Genomic DNA, 20,044 nt, shown 5'->3' on the forward strand with positions numbered 1-20,044 from the left:
GGCGCGATCTTTGATATCCGCTCCCTACGCTTAAGGTCTTGGTTTTGTCGCATGTCGTTGTTGAAAAATCGCCCAGTGCTTTTGCCCGGCAGGGTGCGATCAAGCCAGACGCTTCGTCATTTCGATTGACGTCACACGATCATATCCGTCGTGCGAATTCTCGGCTGTCTTGCTGAAACCCCATGACGTGAACTGCCGGTGATTGTTGACGAGTTCGATGCGAGTTTCCAAACGAAGACTTGGCAGCGACAGCTGACGCGCCAAATCCTCAGCTGCGCTTAGCAAGGCGCGACCGATGCCGCGACCTTGGGCGGCGGGAGACACGGCAAGCTTGCCGATATAGAGCGAGTTTGTTTCCGGTTTGCAGAAAATGCATCCGAGCATTTGGTCCCCGTCGAAAGCGACGAATGCACTTTCTTGGCCGATCTTTTGACGCAGATTATCAGGTGTCAGCCGATGCGCCGAGGAAGGCGGATCGATCACGCCGTCCATACTGGCGAATGACGACATGATCAGCGCCAGCAATTCCTCTACGCGGTTGAAGTTTTCGTCGATTCGAACAATCTTTGTCATGCTGCCTGGCGCCTCTTGTAGCGAATGGTGTCGAAGCGGGCGGCGAGCGCGTCATAGAGAAGCAGTCGGCCAGTCAGTGGCTCTCCCGCTCCGGTAATGATCTTGATGGCTTCCATGGCCATCGTCGTACCAATGACGCCCGTCAGCGCGCCGATAATGCCGGTTTCCGCGCATGATGGAACAAGGCCCTCCGGCGGCGGCGCAGGAAAGAGATCGCGGTAGCGTGGCAGTAACGTGCCGTCTGGACCTTCTGCATAGGGCTTCAGCACCGTGACAGAGCCATCGAACCGACCGACAGCGCCAGTCACTAGCGGCACCTTTGCCGATTCGGCTGCATCGGCCGCCGCATAGCGGGTATCGAAATTGTCGGATCCGTCAATGACGAGATCGAAGGACGTCAGATGATCATGGGCCCAGAGACGGGAAAAGCGTTCTTCGAAATGCAGCGTGCGCACATGCGGATTGAGCCGGGAAATGCTGCGGCGTGCGCTTTCGGTTTTTAGCTCGCCGATCGTGCCGGTGTCATGAATGACCTGTCTCTGAAGATTCGACAAAGAGACAACATCATCGTCGATAATGCCGAGTGTCCCTATGCCTGCTGCGGCAAGATAGTAGAGCACCGGCGCGCCGAGGCCGCCTGCGCCGATCACCAGCACCTTGGCTGTCTTCAGTCGCTGCTGCCCCATGCCGCCGATCTCCGGCAGAAGAATATGTCGCTTGTAGCGTTCAATTTCCTCGGGGCTAAGAGCATCCATGTTCCTGTCTCCGGCACGTCAATAGGAGAAGCCCTATCATGACACGCTGCCATGCGACACGGTGAAAAACTGTGCGCGATCCCGCAATGCCGAAAACATTGCTGCATCCGTCCCTGTCATGAAACTCTGGCCGCCAAGCGCGTGGATGAGGTCGAAAAGCGCGGCACGACGGCCTTCATCCAGATGCGCGGCAATCTCGTCCAGAAGCAGCACCGGAGCGTGACCGGTCATATTGGCAGTCAGTTGTGCATGCGCGAGAACAAGACCGACGAGGAGGGCCTTCTGTTCGCCAGTGGAGCAGCGTGCTGCGTCCATGTCCTTTTCAGCGTGCCGCACGAAAAGGTCGGCGCGATGCGGTCCGTCCAGCGTACGCCCGGCTGCTGCGTCCCGATACCGGTTCTCACGCAAGGTGGCGAAATACTCATCCTCCAGGTCCACCGCCGGTCGATGGAACTCATCATCGAGAAAGCCTGACAAAGTCAGCATGGCTTTTGGAAAGCCGGTGTCGCCGGAGCGGCTTTCGATCAGCGCACGCAAGAGCCCCAGCATTTCGGACCTTGCCACGGCCATGGCGATACCGAGTTCCGCCATCTGTTTTTCGATTCCGTCCAGCCAGACCGGATCGAAGCGGCCGTCGGAAAGAAGGCGGTTGCGCTGGCGCATCGCCTTTTCGAAGTCGCTGGCACGCCGTCCATGCGACGGGTCGAGGGAAAGAACAAGGCGATCGAGGAAACGGCGACGATCCGAAGAAGAGCCGGTGAAAAGCCCGTCCATCGATGGGGTCAGCCAAAGGACCCGCAAGTGATCGGTCAATTCATCGACGGATCTGACCGAGGTTCCGTTGAGGCGCAGACGTCGAGATGGCGTTTCGTCATCTCCCTCGATGCCTGTACCGATCGCGACATCCCCATCCATACCGGAAACATCGGCGAACACCGAGAATCCTGTCCCCTCCGCGCCGACACGGGTGACATCGGAAAGAACGGCGCGGCGCAAACCCCGACCTGGCGAGAGAAACGAGACGGCCTCCAGCAGGTTCGTCTTGCCGGAGCCGTTATCGCCAGTCAGCACGACATGGCGTTCATCCAACCGCAAGGATACCTCCGCGTAGTTGCGGAAATCCGTGAGCTTCAGTCGTGACAGGAAAACCTTGGCCGTCATGCCATATCCAGAATCGTCATGCCTACGACCTACAGTATCCCGAACGGTTTCGGAACGACTTTCACTGAAAGAGCGTCCGGTTACAGGCCAACTTACGACCGAAATGTCGCTTACGTTTACGTGCGCGTCGGTCCGATTGCCAGGCACGGAAATTCTCGCTATCGATGCCTGTCTAATTTAGCGGATATTTTTCATGCTCAGGTTCGTTTCTCTGCTTATCACCCTTTGCCTGCTTGGGTCATGTGCCGCACGGCCTGGCGCCGAAGTATTGCAAGCCGTCAATACGAGGGTGGCATCGGGTAAGAGCATCACGGCCTATGTCGTCAGTACGCGTGAGCGCGAGCCGGGCAAAACGTTGGCCTTTGGTGACGGGCGTGCCGAGACGCCGAATTATGCGCGCTTTGAAATTTCCATTCCGCCGGATCACCAGAAGGGCAAGATCGAGTGGCCTTCCAGAAAGTCCGATCCTCAGAAGAACTTCGTCGTGACAGATCGCGACATGCTGCCGAAAGACGCGTTCAAGCGCGATCTCGCCGATATCCTCACCTCCGGTAAAGATGTCGGCCTCTTCGTCCACGGCTATAATTACAGCTACCAGGAAGCACTCTTCCGGGCGACGCAGATGGCGGCGGATGCGGATATCAACGGTATACCTGTCGTCTTTTCGTGGCCCTCCATGGCGAATGTCACAGGATATGTTGCGGACAAGGAAGCGGCCACCTATTCCCGCGATGCCCTGGCAGACCTCTTGATCGATCTCGCGCAGAAATCGCCACGCAAGAATGTCATCGTCTTCGGCCATAGCATGGGGGCGTGGCTGGTCATGGAGGCCTTGCGCGAGCTTCGCCTTAAAGGCCGTAACGACGTTATCGCCAAGCTTCAGGTGGTGCTTGCCGCACCGGATATCGACACAGATGTGTTTCGCAAGCAGATCGAGGTCGTCGGTCGCCTTAATCCGCCGCTCGCCGTGCTCGTGTCCAAGGACGACCGGGCCTTGATGGCCGCGTCCATCCTGGCTGGTGAAAGAGACCGGGTTGGCGCACTGGACGTGAATGATCCGAAGATCAGAACGGCAGCTAAACGCGAGGGTGTCCAATTCATAGATATCTCGGAACTCGATTCCTCAGACGGTTTAAACCACGATCGGTATGCCGCGCTCGCCGCTCTGTTGCCGAAGCTCGACGAAAAGCGGCGTGGCGGCGGCAACGATCTTGGCCGTGCAGGAGCCTTCGTTCTAGATGCCGTCGGGGCGACGGTTTCAAGTCCGTTCCAGCTGGCAAGCAAGGTCGTCAATCCAAATTAGGACATTGCCCTTCGACCTGTTCCTTTGTGATTGGGTTCTGACCTTTCAAGCGCCGTGCGGTCCGTTGGACACGCGACAGACCCGTTGTCTGGCCGATGCTCTAGGCGACCTCATACGCGAACACTCAGCGCGTTGTGGCCATTCGCAAACGTAAAATTGCCAACCCCGAGGGGTCGGCAATCCTGATGATCGAATAAGGTGGTTCCTTGGAGGATCTCGTAAGATCATCCCAGGCCATACGTTTGGCGCCTTACGCCGCAATCTCCTGGCGGGGCGGTTCCTTGGCGCCCGTCATGAAGGCCACCGCATCCGACATTGAATGTTCCTTCGGATTGATGACGCACAGGCGTCTACCAAGACGATGGATATGGATACGGTCGGCCACCTCAAATACATGCGGCATGTTGTGCGAGATGAGCACGATCGGCAGGCCTCTGCTACGCACCTCTAGAATGAGTTCCAGAACGCGGCGGCTTTCCTTGACGCCAAGTGCCGCCGTCGGTTCGTCCAGAATGACGACCTTGGAGCCGAAGGCTGCGGCTCTGGCCACTGCCACACCCTGACGCTGACCGCCGGAGAGCGTTTCGACCGCCTGATTGATGTTCTGAATGGTCATCAAACCAAGTTCGGACAGCTTCTCTCGGGCAAACTTGTCCATTGCCGCATTGTCGAGCTTGCGGAACACCGAGCCGAGAATGCCCGGCTTGCGGATTTCTCGTCCCAGAAACATGTTATCGGTAATCGACAGGGCCGGGGAAAGCGCGAGGTTCTGATAGACCGTCTCGATACCGGCATCGCGGGCCTCGAGCGGCGTCTTGAACTGAACCGGTTTGCCTTCCAGCCGGATCTCGCCTTCATCCGGGCGGATCGCTCCCGAGAGCGCCTTGATGAGCGAGGACTTGCCTGCCCCGTTGTCACCGATCACCGCCAGGATTTCTCCCGGATAGAGATCGAAGTCGGCATTGTCCAGCGCGGTCACGCGCCCATAACGCTTGACGAGACCATGACCAGAAAGAATGGGTTGTCTGTTCGTATCCTGGGCCATCAGACGGCTGCCTTTCTGATCCATTGATCCACTGCGACGGCGGCGATGATCAACCAGCCGGTCAACATAACCTTCCACTGCGGGTCTGCGCCGAGCATGTTGAGGCCCATGGAGACCACACCAACGAGCATAGCGCCAAAAAGCGTTCCGAGAATGGAGCCGCGCCCGCCGAAGAGCGAAATACCACCGATAACCGTCGCGGTAATGGCCTGAAGGTTGTAGTCGGTGACGGCAGCAGACGGCGAGATAGAGCCGTTACGACCGATGGCGACCCATGCTGCAAAGGCTGCAATCACGCCAGCGATGGTGTAAACACTGAGAAGAACGCGACGGGTCTGAATGCCGGACAATTTTGCTGCTTCTGGATCGTCACCGACAGCGTAGACATGACGTCCCCAGGCCGTATGGTTCAATATGTACCAAAGCAGAGCGACAAGAGCCACCATGGCAATGACGCCTAGTGTGAAAATGGCAGAACCGATCCGGAAGTTGGTAGCGAAGATTTGCAGCAGCGGAGCGGCCTGCTGCACATCCGCATCGCGGATTGTCTCGTTCGCGGAGTAGATGAAATTCGTCGCCATGACGATATTCCACGAACCAAGAGTGACGATGAAGGGCGGCAGCTTGACCACGGCCACAAGAAAGCCATTGAGAAGGCCGCAAAGCCCGCCGACCACGAAGCCTGCGAGCACCGCGATTCCTGTTGGCAGCCCGTATGTTACCGCCACATTGCCCATAACGACCGAGGAGATGACCATCACCACGCCGATTGAAAGATCGATGCCGGCGGTGAGAATGACCAGCGTCTGCGCCGAGCCGAGAATGCCGACGACCGCAATCTGCTGCAGAATAAGGGTCAAAGTGTAAGATGAAAAGAATCGTCCGCCGATCGTCAGGCCGAAAATGGCAATCGACAGGATCAGGACGATGAGTGGCACGGCGGCCGGTGTCGAGTGTAGAAAGTGCTGGGCGCGTTTGAGCGCGGAAACGCGTTGCTGATCGAAAGAGGCGACGTTCTTGTCGCTTCCGTCCAGCACGCGCTCGAATTCTTGAATTCCGCTCATGTTTCCTCCTCCCGCTCGCCAAACATCTATGCGCGGCGCCGAAATGTCAGACGGGTATTACGAAAGCGAATGGTTTTCGGTGAAGTTGGCCGGGAGCAATCCCGGCCGTCTTCTTCAGATGGTGATTGAGGGCATCAGCCCCAGCACTTCGCCAGGCCTTCCTTGACGCTGATCGAAGGCACACCTTTAACCGGCTTGTCGGTAACCAGCGAAACGCCGGTGTCGAAGAAGGACTTGCCTTCGGTTGGCTTCGGCTTTTCACCGGAGTCGGCAAACTTCTTGATGGCCTCGACGCCGAGAGCCGCCATCATCAGCGGATACTGCTGCGAGGTCGCTCCGATGACGCCCTCTTCGACCGACTTCACGCCTGGGCAACCGCCGTCAACCGAAACGATCAGAACATTCTTTTCCATGCCCACGGCCTTGAGAGCCTGGTAGGCGCCGACAGCAGCCGGCTCGTTGATGGTGTGAATGACGTTGATGCCTGGGTCTTTCTGGAGAAGGTTTTCCATGGCCTTGCGACCACCTTCTTCATTGCCGTTCGTCACGTCGTGGCCAACGATGCGTGGATCGTTTTCGTCGCCGATCTTGTTGGGGTCCTTGGGGTCGATACCGAAGCCGATCATGAAGCCCTGGTCGCGAAGAACGTCGACGCTTGGCTGGTCAGGCGTAAGATCGAGGAAGCCCACCTTGGCATCCTTTGCTTTGTCGCCCATCGTGCCCTTGGCCCATTCGCCGATCAGCTTGCCAGCCAGCAGGTTGTCAGTCGCGAATGTTGCATCGGCAGAGTTGATTGGGTCGAGAGGCGTGTCAAGAGCGATCACTAGGATGCCCGCATCGCGTGCCTTCTTGACAGTCGGAACGATGCCCTTGGTGTCAGACGCGGTGATCAGAATGCCCTTGGCGCCGTCCGCAATGCAGGACTCGATAGCTGCAACCTGGCTTTCGGAGTCGCCGTCCACTTTGCCAGCGTAAGCCTTGAGCGTCACGCCCAGTTCCTTAGCCTTGGCGGTCGCGCCTTCCTTCATCTTGACGAAGAATGGGTTGGTGTCGGTCTTTGTGATAAGGCAGGCCGAAGTATCTGCAGCCGATGCGACCGAAGCAAAAGAAACGCCGAGCGCGAGCGCGCCCAAAAAGGCGGAAACGGTTGTTTTCATATGATCCTCCCAGTGAAAACAAACAGCCATTTGGATGACTGGTCTGCGGCCCTTCTCCTCCTAGATCAGGCGCCACTGACTGCAATCGAACCACCAAATTAACAGCCTGTCAATAAATAAATCCAATTGAATTATTAATTCGTTCTGTCATTCTTCCGAACGTCATGGAGGAGTGAACGGGAGGAGACCGGACGCTCTGTCGTAGAAGCTTTTAAAAATGGAGCGACCGCGCTAAAGCTTGCGCACGGTTGGGAGGAGGAGAGATGTCGCGATCACTGGAGATTCCGCAGACGCCATCTGCGGGCATTACCGATCTGGCCGGTGGCGCCAATCAGGTCCGGGTTCGCGCCTATAATGAAAGGTTGGTGCTATCTTTGGTGCGCCGACACAATGCCCTTTCGAAAGCCGAGATTGCAAGACGTAGCGGCCTCTCTGCCCAGACAGTCTCCGTCATCATGCGCTCGCTGGAAAAGGACGGTCTGCTCATCAGAGGCGAAGTTCTTCGAGGGCGCGTGGGGCAGCCCTCGACGCCGATGCGGCTCAACCCGGACTCGGTCTATTCCTTCGGTGTCAAGATCGGCCGTAGGAGCGTCGATCTGGTACTGATGGATTTCGTAGGGCAAATCCGGATGCAGCTGCGTAACACCTATCCATATCCGATGCCGGAATGGATTTTACCCTTCGTTACCGAAGGAATCGCCGAAATGGAGGCGAGACTGGGCCAGAAGCAGCGCGACAAAATTGCTGGCGTGGGTATAGCTGCGCCATTCGAGCTGTGGAGTTGGGCCAAGGAGGTCGGCGCACCGGAAGGCGAAATGGACGTCTGGCGTGATATCGATCTGCGCCAGGAGGTCGCCGATGCCATCGACTATCCTGTCTTCCTTCAAAACGATGCCACCAGCGCCTGCGGTGCCGAAATGGTCTTTGGTAACGGCCAAGCCTATCCGGACTTTCTCTATGTCTTCATCGGGTCTTTCATTGGCGGCGGCGTTGTCTTGAATTCTGCCTTGTTCTCGGGGCGAACTGGATCGGCGGGATCGATAGGCCCCCTGCCGGTTCAGGGGCAGGATGGGAAGACGGTGCAATTGCTCAAGATTGCCTCCATTTTCGTTCTCGAAGACCTGCTGCGAGCAAGAGGCATCGATCCCAAGCCGCTTTGGTTCTCCACCGATGAGTGGATCGATTTCGGTGAACCGCTGGAAATATGGGTTCGCAACACTGGCGCTGCGCTGGCGCAGGCGGTGATAGCCGCCGCCTCCATCATCGATTTTTCCACGGTCATCATCGATGGCGGCTTTCCGGGTTGGGTGCGCTCGCGCATCGTGCAGGCGACGCGTTCGGCCTTGACCTCTCACGACCTTCAGGGCGTAGCAGTACCGGATATTATCGAGGGTGCTGTTGGAAGTCAGGCCCGTGCCATCGGCGGGGCCAGCCTCCCACTTTTTTCCCGCTATCTCCTCGACCAGAACGTCTTGTTCAAGGAAACCTCAGTGTGAATCGGCCGCCGGTTGTCGATGACGTCAGAGCGTTTGGATCTGGCGCAGGATGTCGTCTTCGATGACGATTCCGTTTTCCAGTGACTGCTTTCGAATTCCCTGACTGCGCCGGCCTGGTAAGCGGGCGTTATCCTGGGTCTCGATCTCGTGCGCCATGAGGGAAACCCTTTCGGCCAGAACGTCGTTACCTGCAATCGTCGGGTCGATGGCTATGATCGTGTGGCCGAGCGAGGGCGCGGTGCCGGTGTCGTCGAGAAGCGACGATGCCTGAAAGCCGAAGTTGCCGCCGGTGAGGCCCGCGGCCATGACTTCCACCATCAGCGCAAGTGCTGCCCCCTTGGCTTCGCCGGCTGGAACCATCGTGCCGTTGATCGCTTCGTTCGGATCTGTGGTGGGGTGGCCTTTCGCATCGCGAGCCCAATCATCGGGGATGGCCGTGCCTCTCTGGCGGGCGGCCATGATCTTTCCACGTGCGACTTTCGACAGGGCGAGGTCGATCACGAGAGGATCTGCGCCCTTGATCGGCGCTGCAAAGGCGATTGGGTTGGTGCCATAGAGCGGCTTGATGCCACCCCAAGGCGCCATGGATGCTGGTGCGTTGGCCACCATGAAGGCGACGAGACCTTGTTCGGCCAGTCGCTCAACGGTCAAAGCCATAACGCCGGCATGATGCGAGCGCCCGACTGCCGCTAGTGCGATGCCCTGTTCACGCGCTAAGGGCACAAGTTGTTCGACGGCAAGATCAATAGCCGGATAAGCATAACCATTGCCCGCATCGATCGACAGGACGGCGGGCCGGACCTTCGTGGCGTTGGGTACGGCTTGTCCGTTGACCTTCCCAACATGAAGTTGGGCGACGTAGACAGGAATGCGGCGAAAACCATGCCCGCCTTGGCCGCAGGCTTCTGCGGCGACCAACGCCCGCGCGACCGATCGGGCGTTTTTGGGCAAGACCTTGTTCCTTTCGAAGATTGAGGAAACAAAATCTTCGGCCGTCTCTATGCTGAATTTCATTGCTCGATCTTGGACATGAAGGAAGGGAAGGTGGGGGACGAGACCCTCGACGCCACGGTCGAAGGTCCCGCTGCATCACTCAATGGGCGGCAGACATGTCGCCTAGCACGTCCTTGGACGCAACTGTGGAATCAGCGTTCAGCTTGTAGACCATCGGCACGCCGGTCGCCAGATTGAGCTTCAGAATCTCCTCCTTGCTCAGCTTGTCGAGAACCATCACCAGCGAGCGCAGCGAATTGCCGTGGGCAGCAACCAGGACCTTCTCGCCGCGGAGAACGCGCGGAAGGATTTCCGTCAGATAATAGGGCCATACGCGTGCGCCAGTGTCGCGCAGGCTTTCCCCACCGGGCGGAGGAATGTCGTAGGAGCGGCGCCAGATATGCACCTGCTCTTCCCCCCATTTTTCGCGAGCATCATCCTTGTTGAGACCGGAGAGATCGCCATAATCGCGCTCGTTGAGCGCCTCGTTTCGGATCGTTTCAAGACCGGACTGGCCGACATTGTCTAGCACGATCTGGCAGGTCTTCTGCGCACGGATGAGAGAAGAGGTATAGGCGACATCGAACTTGATGCCGTAATCGGCAAGTGCCTTGCCGCCCGCATTGGCTTCCTGCACGCCAAGTTCCGTCAGATCCGGGTCACGCCAGCCGGTGAAGAGGTTCTTGAGGTTCCAGTCACTTTGACCGTGACGAACGAGGACGAGGGTTCCGCTCATAAATACTCTCCAGTTGTTTATTGATTGTCGGCCAGACCGAGAACGTCCAGCATGGAATAGAAGCCTGGCTTCTTGTCGAAGGCCCAAATGGCAGCCGCAATCGCGCCGCGTCCGAAAATCGTGCGGTCTGCTGCGTGGTGCGAGAAGGTCAACTGCTCGCCTTCACCAGCAAAGATCACGGAGTGATCGCCCACGACCGAGCCGCCGCGCAAAGTCGCAAATCCGATGGTGCCAGCTTCCCGCGCGCCCGTATGGCCGTCACGCACCCTGACTGAGCGTTCGGCCAGATCAATGTTGCGACCCTTAGCTGCGGCCTCGCCAAGCAGGAGCGCCGTGCCGGATGGCGCGTCGACCTTGTGCTTGTGGTGCATCTCTAGAACCTCGATGTCCCAGTGCTGTGGGCCGAGTGCTTTGGCGGCCTGGCGCGTCAGCACGGAGAGGAGGTTAACGCCGAGGCTCATATTTCCGGACTTGACGATGCGAGCGTGGCGTGCGGCGGCCTTGAACTTCTCTTCGTCCTCGACTGAGCAGCCTGTTGTCCCAATGACATGGACGATCCGAGCCTGGGCGGCGAGCCCGGAAAAGACGACGCTGGCCGCAGGTGAGGTGAAATCGACCACGCCTTCGGCATTGACGAAGGCTGCGAGTGCATCACTGGTGACGGGAACACCGGTTGGGCTAAGTCCAGCAAGCTCTCCAGCATCGCGTCCGACGAAAGGTGAGCCTTCGCGCTCGATGGCAGCATGGAGCGCTACGCCCGGTGTCTCGTGTATGAGCCGGATCAGCGTCTGCCCCATTCGGCCTGCGGCGCCGACCACCACCAATTTCATGTCGTTGCCGCTCATTTCATCACCCTACACTCTTAAAGTCCGCGCACGCCTGTGGCCTGAAGATTATTGAGGCGAGCGTAAAGACCGTTTTCCTGCCGCGCAAGCGTCTCATGCGTTCCTTCTTCGACAACTTGCCCTTCATTCATCACCACGATCTTGTCGGCCTTGACGACGGTGGAGAGACGGTGAGCAATGACGATGACGGTGCGTCCGGTCATGGCTGTATCCAAGGCCTTCTGCACGACGGCTTCCGATTCGGTGTCCAGGGCGGAGGTCGCTTCATCAAGCAGAAGGATTGGCGCATTGCGTACCAGCGCGCGGGCAATCGACAGGCGCTGACGTTGGCCCCCCGACAGGGTCATACCGTTTTCGCCGACAGACGTATCGTAACCCAGTGGCTGGGCCAGGATAAAGTCATGCGCGAAGGCGAGCTTCGCTGCTTCTTCGATTTCCGCATCCGTCGCTTCCGGGCGGCCATAGCGAATATTGTCGCGGATGGTACCTTCGAAGAGATAGGGTTGCTGCGATACATAAGCGAGGTTGAGGCGCACCGAGCGTGTCGTCACGTCTGCAATGTTCTGCCCATCGATCAAAATCTCGCCGCCTGTCGGATCATAGAAGCGCGGCACAAGGTTGATGATGGTGGACTTTCCGGCTCCAGAGGGTCCGACGAGTGCCGTCGTTTTTCCGCCTTCGGCGATGAAGCTTACGCCTTTGAGTATTGGTCCAGAATCCTTGTAGGAGAAGACGACGTCGCGCAACTCCACCGTTGCATTTGTGATCTTCAGTGGAGCGGCGTTCGGCTTTTCCCTTTGGACCGGCTCCATGTCGAGGATTTCATAGATCATTTTGGCATTCACAACGGCTCGCTCCAGCGACACCTGAAGGCGGGCGAGACGTCGCGCTGGATCATATGCCAGCAGAAGGGCCGTCACGAAGGCGAAGAAAGCCCCGGGAGGAACATTGTTGTAGATTGCGCGGTAGGCGGCGTAGGCGAGTACGCTCGATACGGCGATACCGGCAATGGTTTCCGTCAGGGGCGCGGTTCGCTCGGACAGCCGGGCGATACGATTGGAGCGTCTTTCGGCGGCATCGATCGTCGAGAAGACACGCTCTTCCAGCGGCTTTTCCATCGTGAAAGCCTTGACGATCGCGATGCCCTGAAGCGTCTCTTGCATGGACCCCAGCACACGACTGCCGAGGATAATGGCTTCCTTGGTCGTTTCCCGAAGTCGTTTGGATATATAGCGTAAGCCAAGGACGAGCGGCGGCACGATGAACACGATGATGATCGACAGAAAGGGATCTTTGAAAATCATCACGCCGACCAGGGCGATGAAAGTCAGCATATCCCGGGCCACGGACGTGACCGTCAAGTTCATGACATCGCGAATGCCACCAATGTTCTGGCTGACCTGGGCTGCGAGATGCGCGGACCGGGATTCGCTCAAATAACCGACCGAAAGGGTCATCAAATGCGAGTAAAGTCGCTTTTGATAGCGGGCGACGATGTTGTTGCCAATTTTCGAGAGCGCAACGGATTGAAAGTAGCTCGCAAGTCCCCGAAGGAAGAAAGCCATAAATATGGCGCCGCAGATCATGAACGCCAGATCAGCGCGTCTGTTGACGAAGGCCTCGTTGATAATAGAATCCATGATCCAGGCGGTGAACGCGGTCGATCCTGCCACGATGAGCAGGCAAAAAACGACGAGCACATAGCCCTTGATATGATCGCGCGCATTTTCTGCAAAAACGCGTTTCAGAACTGCAGCAATCGTGTCGGTGTCCACAGGACCCCGTGACTTGGCGGTTTTCAATCGCTCATCCACCTTTTGATGTTCCGGCAGCCGGGCCGCCTTTTCAACCGGCGTCTATATCCATTGGACCGGGTTTTGACCAGCCTGAAGTTCCGGGCCTAGCGCTGCCAGCGTCGGCCTTCCAGTGTAACGCCGAAATTGGAAGGCGTTCTTGCAAAGGTCGAAAGGCCTGCAAGGGCTGCCTGCGGGTGGGTCACCACATGGGTCGGAATGGAGCGCATGAGGGCGCTGTGGGGGGCTTTATCTTCGAAGGCTGCGCGGAATTCGGGACGCTTTAGCGCCGGAATGATCTTCTGGGAGATGCCACCTGCAAGGTAAACCCCGCCACGCGCCATGAAGATCAGCGCCATGTCTCCAGCGACCCGACCAAGATAGGTGCTGAACAGGGAAAGGGTTTCCTCGGCCTGGGCGTTCGACGCGGCGAGACCGTGTGCAGTTACATCGGCCGGGTCGGAAAAGCTCGGTGTGATGCCATCTGCGGCGCAAATGGCCCGGTAGAGATTGACGAGGCCGCGACCGCAGAGAATCTGTTCGCCGGAGATACGTCCCTCGATCGCTTCGAGGTGCGGAAAGATCTGACGATCCCGCTCGGTCCGAGGCCCGAGATCGACATGGCCGCCCTCGCCAGGCACGGGGAACCACATGTTCCGCGCATAGACAAGGCCACCTACGCCCAGACCGGTGCCTGGGCCAAGCACGACGCGAGACGCCATTATGTCGAGACGGTCCGGTCCGATCAGTTCTCGATCACCATCGCCGAGCGCTGCAATTGCCAGAGCCTGAGCCTCGAAATCATTGACGACAACAACGTCGCTCAAGCCAAGATTGCTGAGCATCTCCTTCGGTTTGACGACCCAATGACAGTTGGTCAGCGGTATCTCGTCGGACTCGATCGGCCCAGCCACGGCGAGAAGCGCCGAAACGGGTCGGATGGCGCTATTGCTCAGCACTGCCGTTTTGATGGCAGCGTCGATGGAGGGGTAATCCGCGGTTTTGACCGTGGTCAGATGGACGGCTTCAGATATGGCGTCGGGAAGGATGCAGAAACGGGCATTGGTGCCACCGATGTCTCCAATGAGGATCGGAAAGGAAAGATGATCGTTCTGATTGGGCATCACTGCTCCTGAAGCCGCCTGATTTTGAAGACATGACCCGCCGCGTTCGGCGCGAGTCTATCCGTGTATATTGAAATCGATCAGCCGTTCGGCCGTTGCGCGATTGAGCGCCATGGGTATGTCGTAGACGGTCGCAAGTCGTGTCAAGGCCTTCACATCGACGTCATGCGGCATCGAGGTTAGAGGATCGACGAAGAAGATCAGCATATCGACGTCGCCGGTCGCAATCATCGCGCCAATCTGCTGATCGCCGCCAAGCGGGCCACTCTTGAGGCGGATCACGTCCAGACCTGGACAGGCATCCTGCACGCGCCCACCGGTCGTTCCCGTCGCGACGATACGAAACGCCGACAGAGCATCCTGGTGCTCTCGAGCAAACTCCGCCATGTCATCTTTTTTCTGATCATGCGCGATCAGCGCCACACAGCGTTTGCTATCCATAAAACACGCCCCATGAACCCGTTTAAATCGATTTGAAGCCTTCTATAGCAACTCTTTCGCGTTTGAAAAGCGAAGATCGGCCATCAATTCATCGACGGGCGGACAGATGGCCTTGGAACGTCGGCAGGCGGAACGGGCGCGCCAGGTGCCTGGGAGCCACCTGCCGCCGGCGCGGCGGAATTGATGTAGGCATTCTGTAGCGCGGGCTGTGCCCGGCCCGCGGCGGGAGCCGAAGCGACGGCAGCGCATGCTTTCGGCAGGTCCGATACCATCATTGGCCGTGGAGGCTTTGATGGCTTGGCATTCGGATCCTTCTTCGGCGCGGCCCAAGGCTCCTTGGTGAACCACCACGCAAGCGACTTGTCGCAGCCGTCACCTGGCCCAACCGCAGCCTGCGGCTTGCAGTCGGTGGCACCGGCGGGGCAGGCGAGACGAACATGGAAATGCTCGTCATGGCCGTAGATGGGCCGGATCTTGCCCATATATGTCCGGTCACCCGTCCAGCTCTGGCAAAGCTTCTGCTTGATCGCCGGGTTGACGAAGATGCGTTCCACCTGCGGATAGCTTGCTGCCATCATCACCAGCCGTGCATTGAGCGGCGACCACTTACGGTCGTCCACTGTCAGAAACTTGCTCTTGTCGAGCATGGAGATGAACGGGGTATCTTCGCGCTCCTGCGCACTCATGATGTGGTCGGGCATCTTGCGCCACCAGATGTCGACATCCAGCCCGATCTGATGCGAAGCATGGCCGGTCAGCATCGGACCACCGCGGGGCTGCGAAATATCGCCGATCAGAAGGCCTGGCCAGCCGATCTTCTGGGAATCCTGAGCGAAGCGCTCGATAAAAGAGATGAGTTGCGGTTGACCCCAGCGCCGGTTGCGCGACAGCCGCATCGCTTGGAAGCCTTGACCTTCTGTCGGCAGAGCAACTGCGCCGGACTGGCATCCTTTCGCGTAGGAACCATAAGACCTCGAAGGTCCGGCGGAGGGAAGATCGATATGGCCGAAGACCTGCTTTGCGGGTTGGTCTCCCGCATAGGCTGGCGCTAGATCTGCGCCGATCATCGAGATGACCGAAAAAGCGATAAGCGAAAGCCTGCGCGCTGCCATTGTCTTCAATCTCATTCGTCGCCGCCTGCGATCCCGTTGATTCTGTGATGGGATATTACGCTGGATCGTAAATTTGGTGAAAGCATGTTTGTGAATAACCGCCTTGTGAGCCGGCATCCCTATTTTTTGACATGGTTTGGCTTATGCTTCATGGCAACAAGCACGATAAAAGGATCACCCGCCCATGGCTCTGGCAAGCGCAAAACCCCTCCTGCTCTTAGTAATGGGGGTGTCGCTTTTCGCGTCCTCGAGCGGGACGCAAGCGCAGGAAGCCGGGCAGTGGCGCGTGGGCATTGCCACGGTAGGGGAGTTGAAACACCCCAAGGGTTTCGAGCGCTTCGACTATGCCAATCCGAATGCGCCGAAGGGTGGCACGTTGCGTTTGTCGACAGCGGGTACCTATGACACCCTTAATCCGCTTCTCGCGAAGGGAGACGCAGCGACCGGTCTCGGCGTCGTATTCGATACGCTGATGAAGTCGTCCGAAGAGGAGCTTTCGGCGTCCTACGGGCTTCTTGCCGAAGCATTGACCTATCCGGACGATATATCGAAGGCGACGTTTAGATTGCGTGCAGAAGCGAAGTTCGCCGATGGCAAGTCCGTCACTCCCGAAGACGTCATTTTCAGCTTCGAAAAGGCGAAAGACCTCAATCCGCAGCTCGCAACCTACTACACGCACGTCACCAAAGCGGAAAAGACCGGCGACCGGGAGGTGACCTTCACCTTTGACGAGAAGAACAATCGCGAACTTCCGCAGATCGTCGGGCAATTGCTCGTCGTTCCCAAACACTGGTGGGAGGCCAACGGTCCGGATGGAAAGCCGCGTGACATTTCGCGCGGAACATTGGAGCCGGTCATGGGTTCCGGGCCCTACAGGATTGCCTCTGTGGCGCCGGGCTCCACGATCACTTACGAGCTGCGTGACGATTACTGGGGCAAAAACCTCAACGTCAATGTCGGTATGAACAACTTCAAGACAATCAGCTACACATTCTACACTGATCGCGATGTTGAGTTTCAGGCCTTCAAGGCGGGCAATACCGATTTCTGGCAGGAGAATTCCGCTGGACGGTGGGCAACGGGCTATGACTTTCCAGCCGTTAAAGATGGGCGGATCAAGCGCGAGGAGCTACCTAACATTTACCGCTCTGTCGGCATCATGCAGGCTTTCGTCCCGAATGCGCGTCGCGACAAGTTCAAGGACCCGAAAGTCCGCAAGGCCTTAAACTTCGCCTACGACTTTGAGGATATGAACAAGACGCTGTTTTTCGGTCAGTATCAGCGGATCAACAGCTTCTTCATGGGAAGCGACCTGGCCTCATCCGGCTTGCCGCAAGGCAAAGAGCTGGAAATCCTCGAAGAAGTGAAAGATGAGGTGCCGCCAGAGGTCTTTACCACCGAATATCGCAATCCGCAGGGCGGTGATCCTGCCAAGCAACGCGACAACTTGCGCGAGGCCGTCAAACTCATGAAAGAGGCTGGCTACGAGTTGCGGGGCAACCGCATGGTGAATGCCAAGACGGGTCAGCCTTTCGATTTCGAGATTCTCGTGGATGCGCCCGCAATGGAGCGGGTCGTCCTGGCCTATACGCAAAACCTCAAGAGGATCGGCATCAACGTCGCCGTTCGCAATGTCGATACGTCGCAATACACCAATCGCACACGTGCCTTCGACTATGACATGATCGTCAATCTCTGGGCTCAGACCTCCAATCCGGGCAATGAACAAGCCGATTATTGGGGTTCGGCAGCAGCCACTCGTCAGGGTTCGAAGAACTTTGCCGGTATCAGCAATCCCGCCATCGATAAAATCATCCGCAAGATCATCTTTGCACCCACGCGTGAGGACCAGGTTGCCGCCGTCAAGGCGCTGGACCGAGTCCTCCTGGCAGGGAATTACGTCATTCCGCAATTCTACCGCGGCGAGATGACAGTTGCCTACTGGAACACCATCGTTCGTCCGACAGACTTGCCGTACTACGGCGTCGGTTTCCCGGGAGCATGGTGGTCAGCCAGTGCCGGGAAATGAGCTTGGTCTTGCTTTATCGACCAAGCCTTGATTCACATGAATGAAGACGAATCATTGGGAAGGCGCGTGTCGCCGCCCGCCGGGAAAGGAAACGGTTTGACAGTGAGGATGACAGCGGCGCGCGCTTGCCCGGAGTGTAATCTCTGATGGGAGCCTATATTCTGCGACGTCTGGCGCTGATGATACCGACCATCATCGGGATCATGGGCATCTCCTTCCTCGTCATCCAGTTTGCACCCGGAGGCCCGGTCGAGCAGGTCGTTGCACAGCTGTCCGGCTCCGGCGATAACGCTGCCGATCGTCTGTCCGGAGGCGGCGACCTTATGGGTGGTGGTGGTCTGGATGAAAGCGGCTCGAAATATCGCGGTGCTCAGGGTCTTGATCCCGAACTCATCGCCAAGCTCGAAAAGCAGTTCGGCTTCGATAAGCCGCCGCTGACACGCTTTCTGGATATGATGTGGAATTATATCCGCTTCGATTTCGGCGACAGTTTTTTCAGGAACTCGTCTGTCATCGATCTCATTATCGATAAAATGCCGGTGTCGATCTCGCTCGGCTTCTGGATATTGATCATTTCCTACGCAATTTCCATTCCGCTCGGGATCAAGAAAGCGGTGGAGGACGGCTCCAAATTCGATGTCTGGACCTCCGGCATCGTCATTGTCGGTTACGCGGTGCCAAGCTTCCTTTTTGGCATTCTGTTGATCGTCCTCTTCGCTGGCGGCTCTTTCTTCGATTGGTTTCCGCTGCGGGGCCTTACCTCGGATAATTTTTCCGAATTGGCGTGGTGGCAGAAGATCATCGACTATTTCTGGCATTTGGCGCTGCCACTGACGGCACTCGTGCTCTCTGCGTTTGCCACCACAACGCTTTTGACCAAGAATTCCTTCATCGATGAGATTAAGAAGCAATATGTGGTGACCGCGCGCGCCAAAGGTCTGTCGGAGCGTAAGGTCCTTTATGGCCACGTCTTCCGCAACGCCATGCTTATCGTCATTGCTGGCTTCCCCGGCGCTTTTATCTCTGCTTTCTTCACCGGTTCGCTCTTGATCGAAAACATCTTCTCGCTGGATGGACTTGGGCGACTGGGCTATCTCTCCGTCGTCAATCGTGATTATCCGATCGTGTTCGGTACGCTCTTTATCTTCTCGCTCATGGGGCTCGTCGTCAGTCTGATTTCAGATCTGATCTACACTTGGATCGATCCGCGCATCGACTTCGAGCGGAGGGACGTGTGATGACTGTCTCCACGCCCACAACACCCCCTGCCGCAGAAGCGATGCCTGTGCAGAAGCGCCCTTTCTTTTCGCCCACGAGCATTCGCCGTTGGCAGAATTTCAAGGCCAATCGCCGCGGCTACTGGTCCTTCTGGCTCTTTCTCGTACTGTTCGGCCTCAGCCTCTTCGCCGAGTTCATCGCCAACGACAAACCGATCCTCGCCTCCTATAAGGGCGAGCTTCTGGTTCCGGTCATGGTGGATTACCCGGAAGAGAAGTTTGGCGGCTTCCTGGCGCAAACCGATTACAAATCGTCCTTCATCCAGGACGAGATCAATGCCAACGGCTGGATGATCTGGCCGCCGATCCGCTATTCCTACCAGACCGTCAATTCCAACATTCCCCATTCTGCACCAACGCCGCCCTTCTGGCTGATGGACAAAGAGGAGCGTTGCTCCGGTTATCCGCAAGGTGCGTCCGATCCCGGCTGTACGCTTGGCAACCTCAACTGGCTCGGCACCGATAATCAGGCGCGCGACGTCACCGCCCGCATCATTTATGGCTTCCGCATCTCGGTGCTATTCGGCCTTGCGCTGACCATATGCTCGGCCATCGTCGGCGTGTCGGCTGGTGCCGTGCAGGGCTACTTCGGCGGCTGGACCGATCTTCTCATGCAGCGCTTCATCGAAATCTGGTCGTCCATGCCGGTGCTCTATATTCTGCTGATTATCGCAGCCATCCTGCCACCCGGCTTCTTCGTGTTGCTCGGTATCATGCTGCTCTTCTCATGGGTCGGCTTCGTCGGCATCGTTCGTGCTGAATTCTTGAGAGCGCGCAATTTCGAATATGTGAATGCGGCACGTGCTCTCGGCGTCGGCAATGGCACCATCATGTTCCGGCATTTGCTACCCAACGCCATGGTCGCGACGCTGACCTTCCTGCCCTTCATCCTGTCCGGCTCGATCACCACGCTGACCTCGCTGGACTTTCTGGGCTTTGGCATGCCGCCCGGCTCGCCGTCGCTTGGCGAGTTGATTGCCCAGGGCAAGAACAATCTTCAGGCGCCCTGGCTGGGGCTGACCGCCTTCTTCACCATGTCGATCATGCTGTCGCTGCTGATCTTCGTCGGCGAGGCGGTGCGCGATGCCTTCGATCCGCGCAAGACGTTCCGGTGATGGCCATGTCTCCAACAAATGCAGG

At 57.8% G+C, this 20,044-nt stretch carries 18 protein-coding genes; 5 read left to right on the forward strand and 13 right to left on the reverse strand.

Features of this window, described 5'->3' with window-relative positions; translation table 11 throughout:
• Nucleotides 1-99: 99 nt before the first annotated feature.
• From QZ869_RS14250 to recF, 3 genes are read right to left on the reverse strand one after another with little or no spacing between them, the layout of a single operon-like run.
• Nucleotides 100-573 carry a GNAT family N-acetyltransferase gene (locus QZ869_RS14250; RefSeq protein WP_296105573.1) on the reverse strand — a complete coding sequence of 158 codons (474 nt, stop codon included), beginning with the start codon at nucleotides 571-573 and terminating at the stop codon, nucleotides 100-102.
• Nucleotides 570-1,328 (reverse strand): molybdopterin-synthase adenylyltransferase MoeB, encoded by a 759-nt coding sequence (locus QZ869_RS14255; protein ID WP_296105575.1) that lies wholly within the window; start codon nucleotides 1,326-1,328, stop codon nucleotides 570-572. Before QZ869_RS14255 ends, QZ869_RS14250 begins: the two co-directional genes overlap by 4 nt.
• Nucleotides 1,329-1,364: 36 nt before the next feature.
• Nucleotides 1,365-2,489 (reverse strand): DNA replication/repair protein RecF, encoded by a 1,125-nt coding sequence (gene recF / locus QZ869_RS14260; protein WP_296040920.1) that lies wholly within the window; start codon nucleotides 2,487-2,489, stop codon nucleotides 1,365-1,367.
• 193 nt (nucleotides 2,490-2,682) lie between these two features.
• Here recF and QZ869_RS14265 point away from each other — a divergent pair, with 193 nt between their 5' ends.
• Nucleotides 2,683-3,792, forward strand: coding sequence for an alpha/beta hydrolase (locus tag QZ869_RS14265; protein WP_296015928.1), 1,110 nt, complete (start codon nucleotides 2,683-2,685; stop codon nucleotides 3,790-3,792).
• Between the two features lie 250 nt (nucleotides 3,793-4,042).
• Here the strand turns inward: QZ869_RS14265 and QZ869_RS14270 are convergent, their stop codons facing one another.
• The 3 genes from QZ869_RS14270 to QZ869_RS14280 all read right to left on the reverse strand — a co-directional run bounded on the left by QZ869_RS14270 (nucleotide 4,043) and on the right by QZ869_RS14280 (nucleotide 7,058).
• Nucleotides 4,043-4,837 carry an ATP-binding cassette domain-containing protein gene (locus QZ869_RS14270; RefSeq protein ID WP_296015930.1) on the reverse strand — a complete coding sequence of 265 codons (795 nt, stop codon included), beginning with the start codon at nucleotides 4,835-4,837 and terminating at the stop codon, nucleotides 4,043-4,045.
• Nucleotides 4,837-5,901 (reverse strand): ABC transporter permease, encoded by a 1,065-nt coding sequence (locus QZ869_RS14275; protein ID WP_296015932.1) that lies wholly within the window; start codon nucleotides 5,899-5,901, stop codon nucleotides 4,837-4,839. Before QZ869_RS14275 ends, QZ869_RS14270 begins: the two co-directional genes overlap by 1 nt.
• Nucleotides 5,902-6,035: 134 nt before the next feature.
• Entirely contained in the window at nucleotides 6,036-7,058 is a 1,023-nt protein-coding gene (locus tag QZ869_RS14280) for a sugar ABC transporter substrate-binding protein (RefSeq protein ID WP_296015934.1), read from the reverse strand.
• 263 nt (nucleotides 7,059-7,321) lie between these two features.
• On the opposite strand from QZ869_RS14280, the gene QZ869_RS14285 reads away from it, so the two are divergent.
• Nucleotides 7,322-8,554, forward strand: a complete 1,233-nt coding sequence (locus QZ869_RS14285; RefSeq protein ID WP_296105577.1) for an ROK family transcriptional regulator — start codon at nucleotides 7,322-7,324, stop codon at nucleotides 8,552-8,554.
• Nucleotides 8,555-8,578: 24 nt separating this feature from the next.
• On the opposite strand, the gene QZ869_RS14290 is transcribed toward QZ869_RS14285, so the two are convergent.
• The 7 genes from QZ869_RS14290 to mepA form a co-directional block, all read right to left on the reverse strand.
• Complete coding sequence (locus QZ869_RS14290; RefSeq protein WP_296040910.1) at nucleotides 8,579-9,568, reverse strand: Ldh family oxidoreductase; 990 nt, start codon at nucleotides 9,566-9,568, stop codon at nucleotides 8,579-8,581.
• A 79-nt stretch (nucleotides 9,569-9,647) separates the two neighbouring features.
• Complete coding sequence (locus QZ869_RS14295) at nucleotides 9,648-10,283, reverse strand: 2,3-bisphosphoglycerate-dependent phosphoglycerate mutase (RefSeq protein ID WP_113178774.1); 636 nt, start codon at nucleotides 10,281-10,283, stop codon at nucleotides 9,648-9,650.
• Between the two features lie 17 nt (nucleotides 10,284-10,300).
• Nucleotides 10,301-11,128 (reverse strand): 4-hydroxy-tetrahydrodipicolinate reductase, encoded by an 828-nt coding sequence (gene dapB, locus QZ869_RS14300; RefSeq protein WP_296105580.1) that lies wholly within the window; start codon nucleotides 11,126-11,128, stop codon nucleotides 10,301-10,303.
• A gap of 17 nt (nucleotides 11,129-11,145) precedes the next feature.
• Entirely contained in the window at nucleotides 11,146-12,930 is a 1,785-nt protein-coding gene (locus tag QZ869_RS14305; protein WP_296015946.1) for an ABC transporter ATP-binding protein, read from the reverse strand.
• A 98-nt stretch (nucleotides 12,931-13,028) separates the two neighbouring features.
• Nucleotides 13,029-14,045 (reverse strand): glucokinase, encoded by a 1,017-nt coding sequence (locus QZ869_RS14310; RefSeq protein WP_296105582.1) that lies wholly within the window; start codon nucleotides 14,043-14,045, stop codon nucleotides 13,029-13,031.
• Nucleotides 14,046-14,102: 57 nt separating this feature from the next.
• Nucleotides 14,103-14,486 (reverse strand): methylglyoxal synthase, encoded by a 384-nt coding sequence (locus tag QZ869_RS14315; RefSeq protein ID WP_296015949.1) that lies wholly within the window; start codon nucleotides 14,484-14,486, stop codon nucleotides 14,103-14,105.
• Between the two features lie 83 nt (nucleotides 14,487-14,569).
• Complete coding sequence (mepA, locus tag QZ869_RS14320) at nucleotides 14,570-15,613, reverse strand: penicillin-insensitive murein endopeptidase (RefSeq protein WP_296105584.1); 1,044 nt, start codon at nucleotides 15,611-15,613, stop codon at nucleotides 14,570-14,572.
• A 169-nt stretch (nucleotides 15,614-15,782) separates the two neighbouring features.
• On the opposite strand from mepA, the gene QZ869_RS14325 reads away from it, so the two are divergent.
• The 3 genes from QZ869_RS14325 to QZ869_RS14335 all read left to right on the forward strand — a co-directional run bounded on the left by QZ869_RS14325 (nucleotide 15,783) and on the right by QZ869_RS14335 (nucleotide 20,019).
• Entirely contained in the window at nucleotides 15,783-17,627 is a 1,845-nt protein-coding gene (locus tag QZ869_RS14325; RefSeq protein ID WP_296105586.1) for an extracellular solute-binding protein, read from the forward strand.
• 146 nt (nucleotides 17,628-17,773) lie between these two features.
• Complete coding sequence (locus QZ869_RS14330) at nucleotides 17,774-18,865, forward strand: microcin C ABC transporter permease YejB (protein ID WP_296078689.1); 1,092 nt, start codon at nucleotides 17,774-17,776, stop codon at nucleotides 18,863-18,865.
• Between the two features lie 41 nt (nucleotides 18,866-18,906).
• Complete coding sequence (locus QZ869_RS14335; protein WP_296016024.1) at nucleotides 18,907-20,019, forward strand: ABC transporter permease; 1,113 nt, start codon at nucleotides 18,907-18,909, stop codon at nucleotides 20,017-20,019.
• Nucleotides 20,020-20,044: the final 25 nt, after the last annotated feature.

Source organism: uncultured Agrobacterium sp., from assembly GCF_913777885.1.
In the GTDB taxonomy this organism is placed as follows: Bacteria; Pseudomonadota; Alphaproteobacteria; order Rhizobiales; family Rhizobiaceae; genus Agrobacterium.

Excerpts from the sequence above, each read along its gene's own strand:
- QZ869_RS14250 (WP_296105573.1), bottom strand. The coding sequence starts at position 573 with ATGACAAAGATTGTTCGAATCGACGAAAACTTCAACCGCGTAGAGGAA.
- QZ869_RS14255 (WP_296105575.1), bottom strand. The coding sequence starts at position 1,328 with ATGGATGCTCTTAGCCCCGAGGAAATTGAACGCTACAAGCGACATATT.
- recF (WP_296040920.1), bottom strand. The coding sequence starts at position 2,489 with ATGACGGCCAAGGTTTTCCTGTCACGACTGAAGCTCACGGATTTCCGC.
- QZ869_RS14265 (WP_296015928.1), top strand. The coding sequence starts at position 2,683 with ATGCTCAGGTTCGTTTCTCTGCTTATCACCCTTTGCCTGCTTGGGTCA.
- QZ869_RS14270 (WP_296015930.1), bottom strand. The coding sequence starts at position 4,837 with ATGGCCCAGGATACGAACAGACAACCCATTCTTTCTGGTCATGGTCTC.
- QZ869_RS14275 (WP_296015932.1), bottom strand. The coding sequence starts at position 5,901 with ATGAGCGGAATTCAAGAATTCGAGCGCGTGCTGGACGGAAGCGACAAG.
- QZ869_RS14280 (WP_296015934.1), bottom strand. The coding sequence starts at position 7,058 with ATGAAAACAACCGTTTCCGCCTTTTTGGGCGCGCTCGCGCTCGGCGTT.
- QZ869_RS14285 (WP_296105577.1), top strand. The coding sequence starts at position 7,322 with ATGTCGCGATCACTGGAGATTCCGCAGACGCCATCTGCGGGCATTACC.
- QZ869_RS14290 (WP_296040910.1), bottom strand. The coding sequence starts at position 9,568 with ATGAAATTCAGCATAGAGACGGCCGAAGATTTTGTTTCCTCAATCTTC.
- QZ869_RS14295 (WP_113178774.1), bottom strand. The coding sequence starts at position 10,283 with ATGAGCGGAACCCTCGTCCTCGTTCGTCACGGTCAAAGTGACTGGAAC.
- dapB (WP_296105580.1), bottom strand. The coding sequence starts at position 11,128 with ATGAGCGGCAACGACATGAAATTGGTGGTGGTCGGCGCCGCAGGCCGA.
- QZ869_RS14310 (WP_296105582.1), bottom strand. The coding sequence starts at position 14,045 with ATGCCCAATCAGAACGATCATCTTTCCTTTCCGATCCTCATTGGAGAC.
- QZ869_RS14315 (WP_296015949.1), bottom strand. The coding sequence starts at position 14,486 with ATGGATAGCAAACGCTGTGTGGCGCTGATCGCGCATGATCAGAAAAAA.
- mepA (WP_296105584.1), bottom strand. The coding sequence starts at position 15,613 with ATGAGATTGAAGACAATGGCAGCGCGCAGGCTTTCGCTTATCGCTTTT.
- QZ869_RS14325 (WP_296105586.1), top strand. The coding sequence starts at position 15,783 with ATGGCTCTGGCAAGCGCAAAACCCCTCCTGCTCTTAGTAATGGGGGTG.
- QZ869_RS14330 (WP_296078689.1), top strand. The coding sequence starts at position 17,774 with ATGGGAGCCTATATTCTGCGACGTCTGGCGCTGATGATACCGACCATC.
- QZ869_RS14335 (WP_296016024.1), top strand. The coding sequence starts at position 18,907 with ATGCCTGTGCAGAAGCGCCCTTTCTTTTCGCCCACGAGCATTCGCCGT.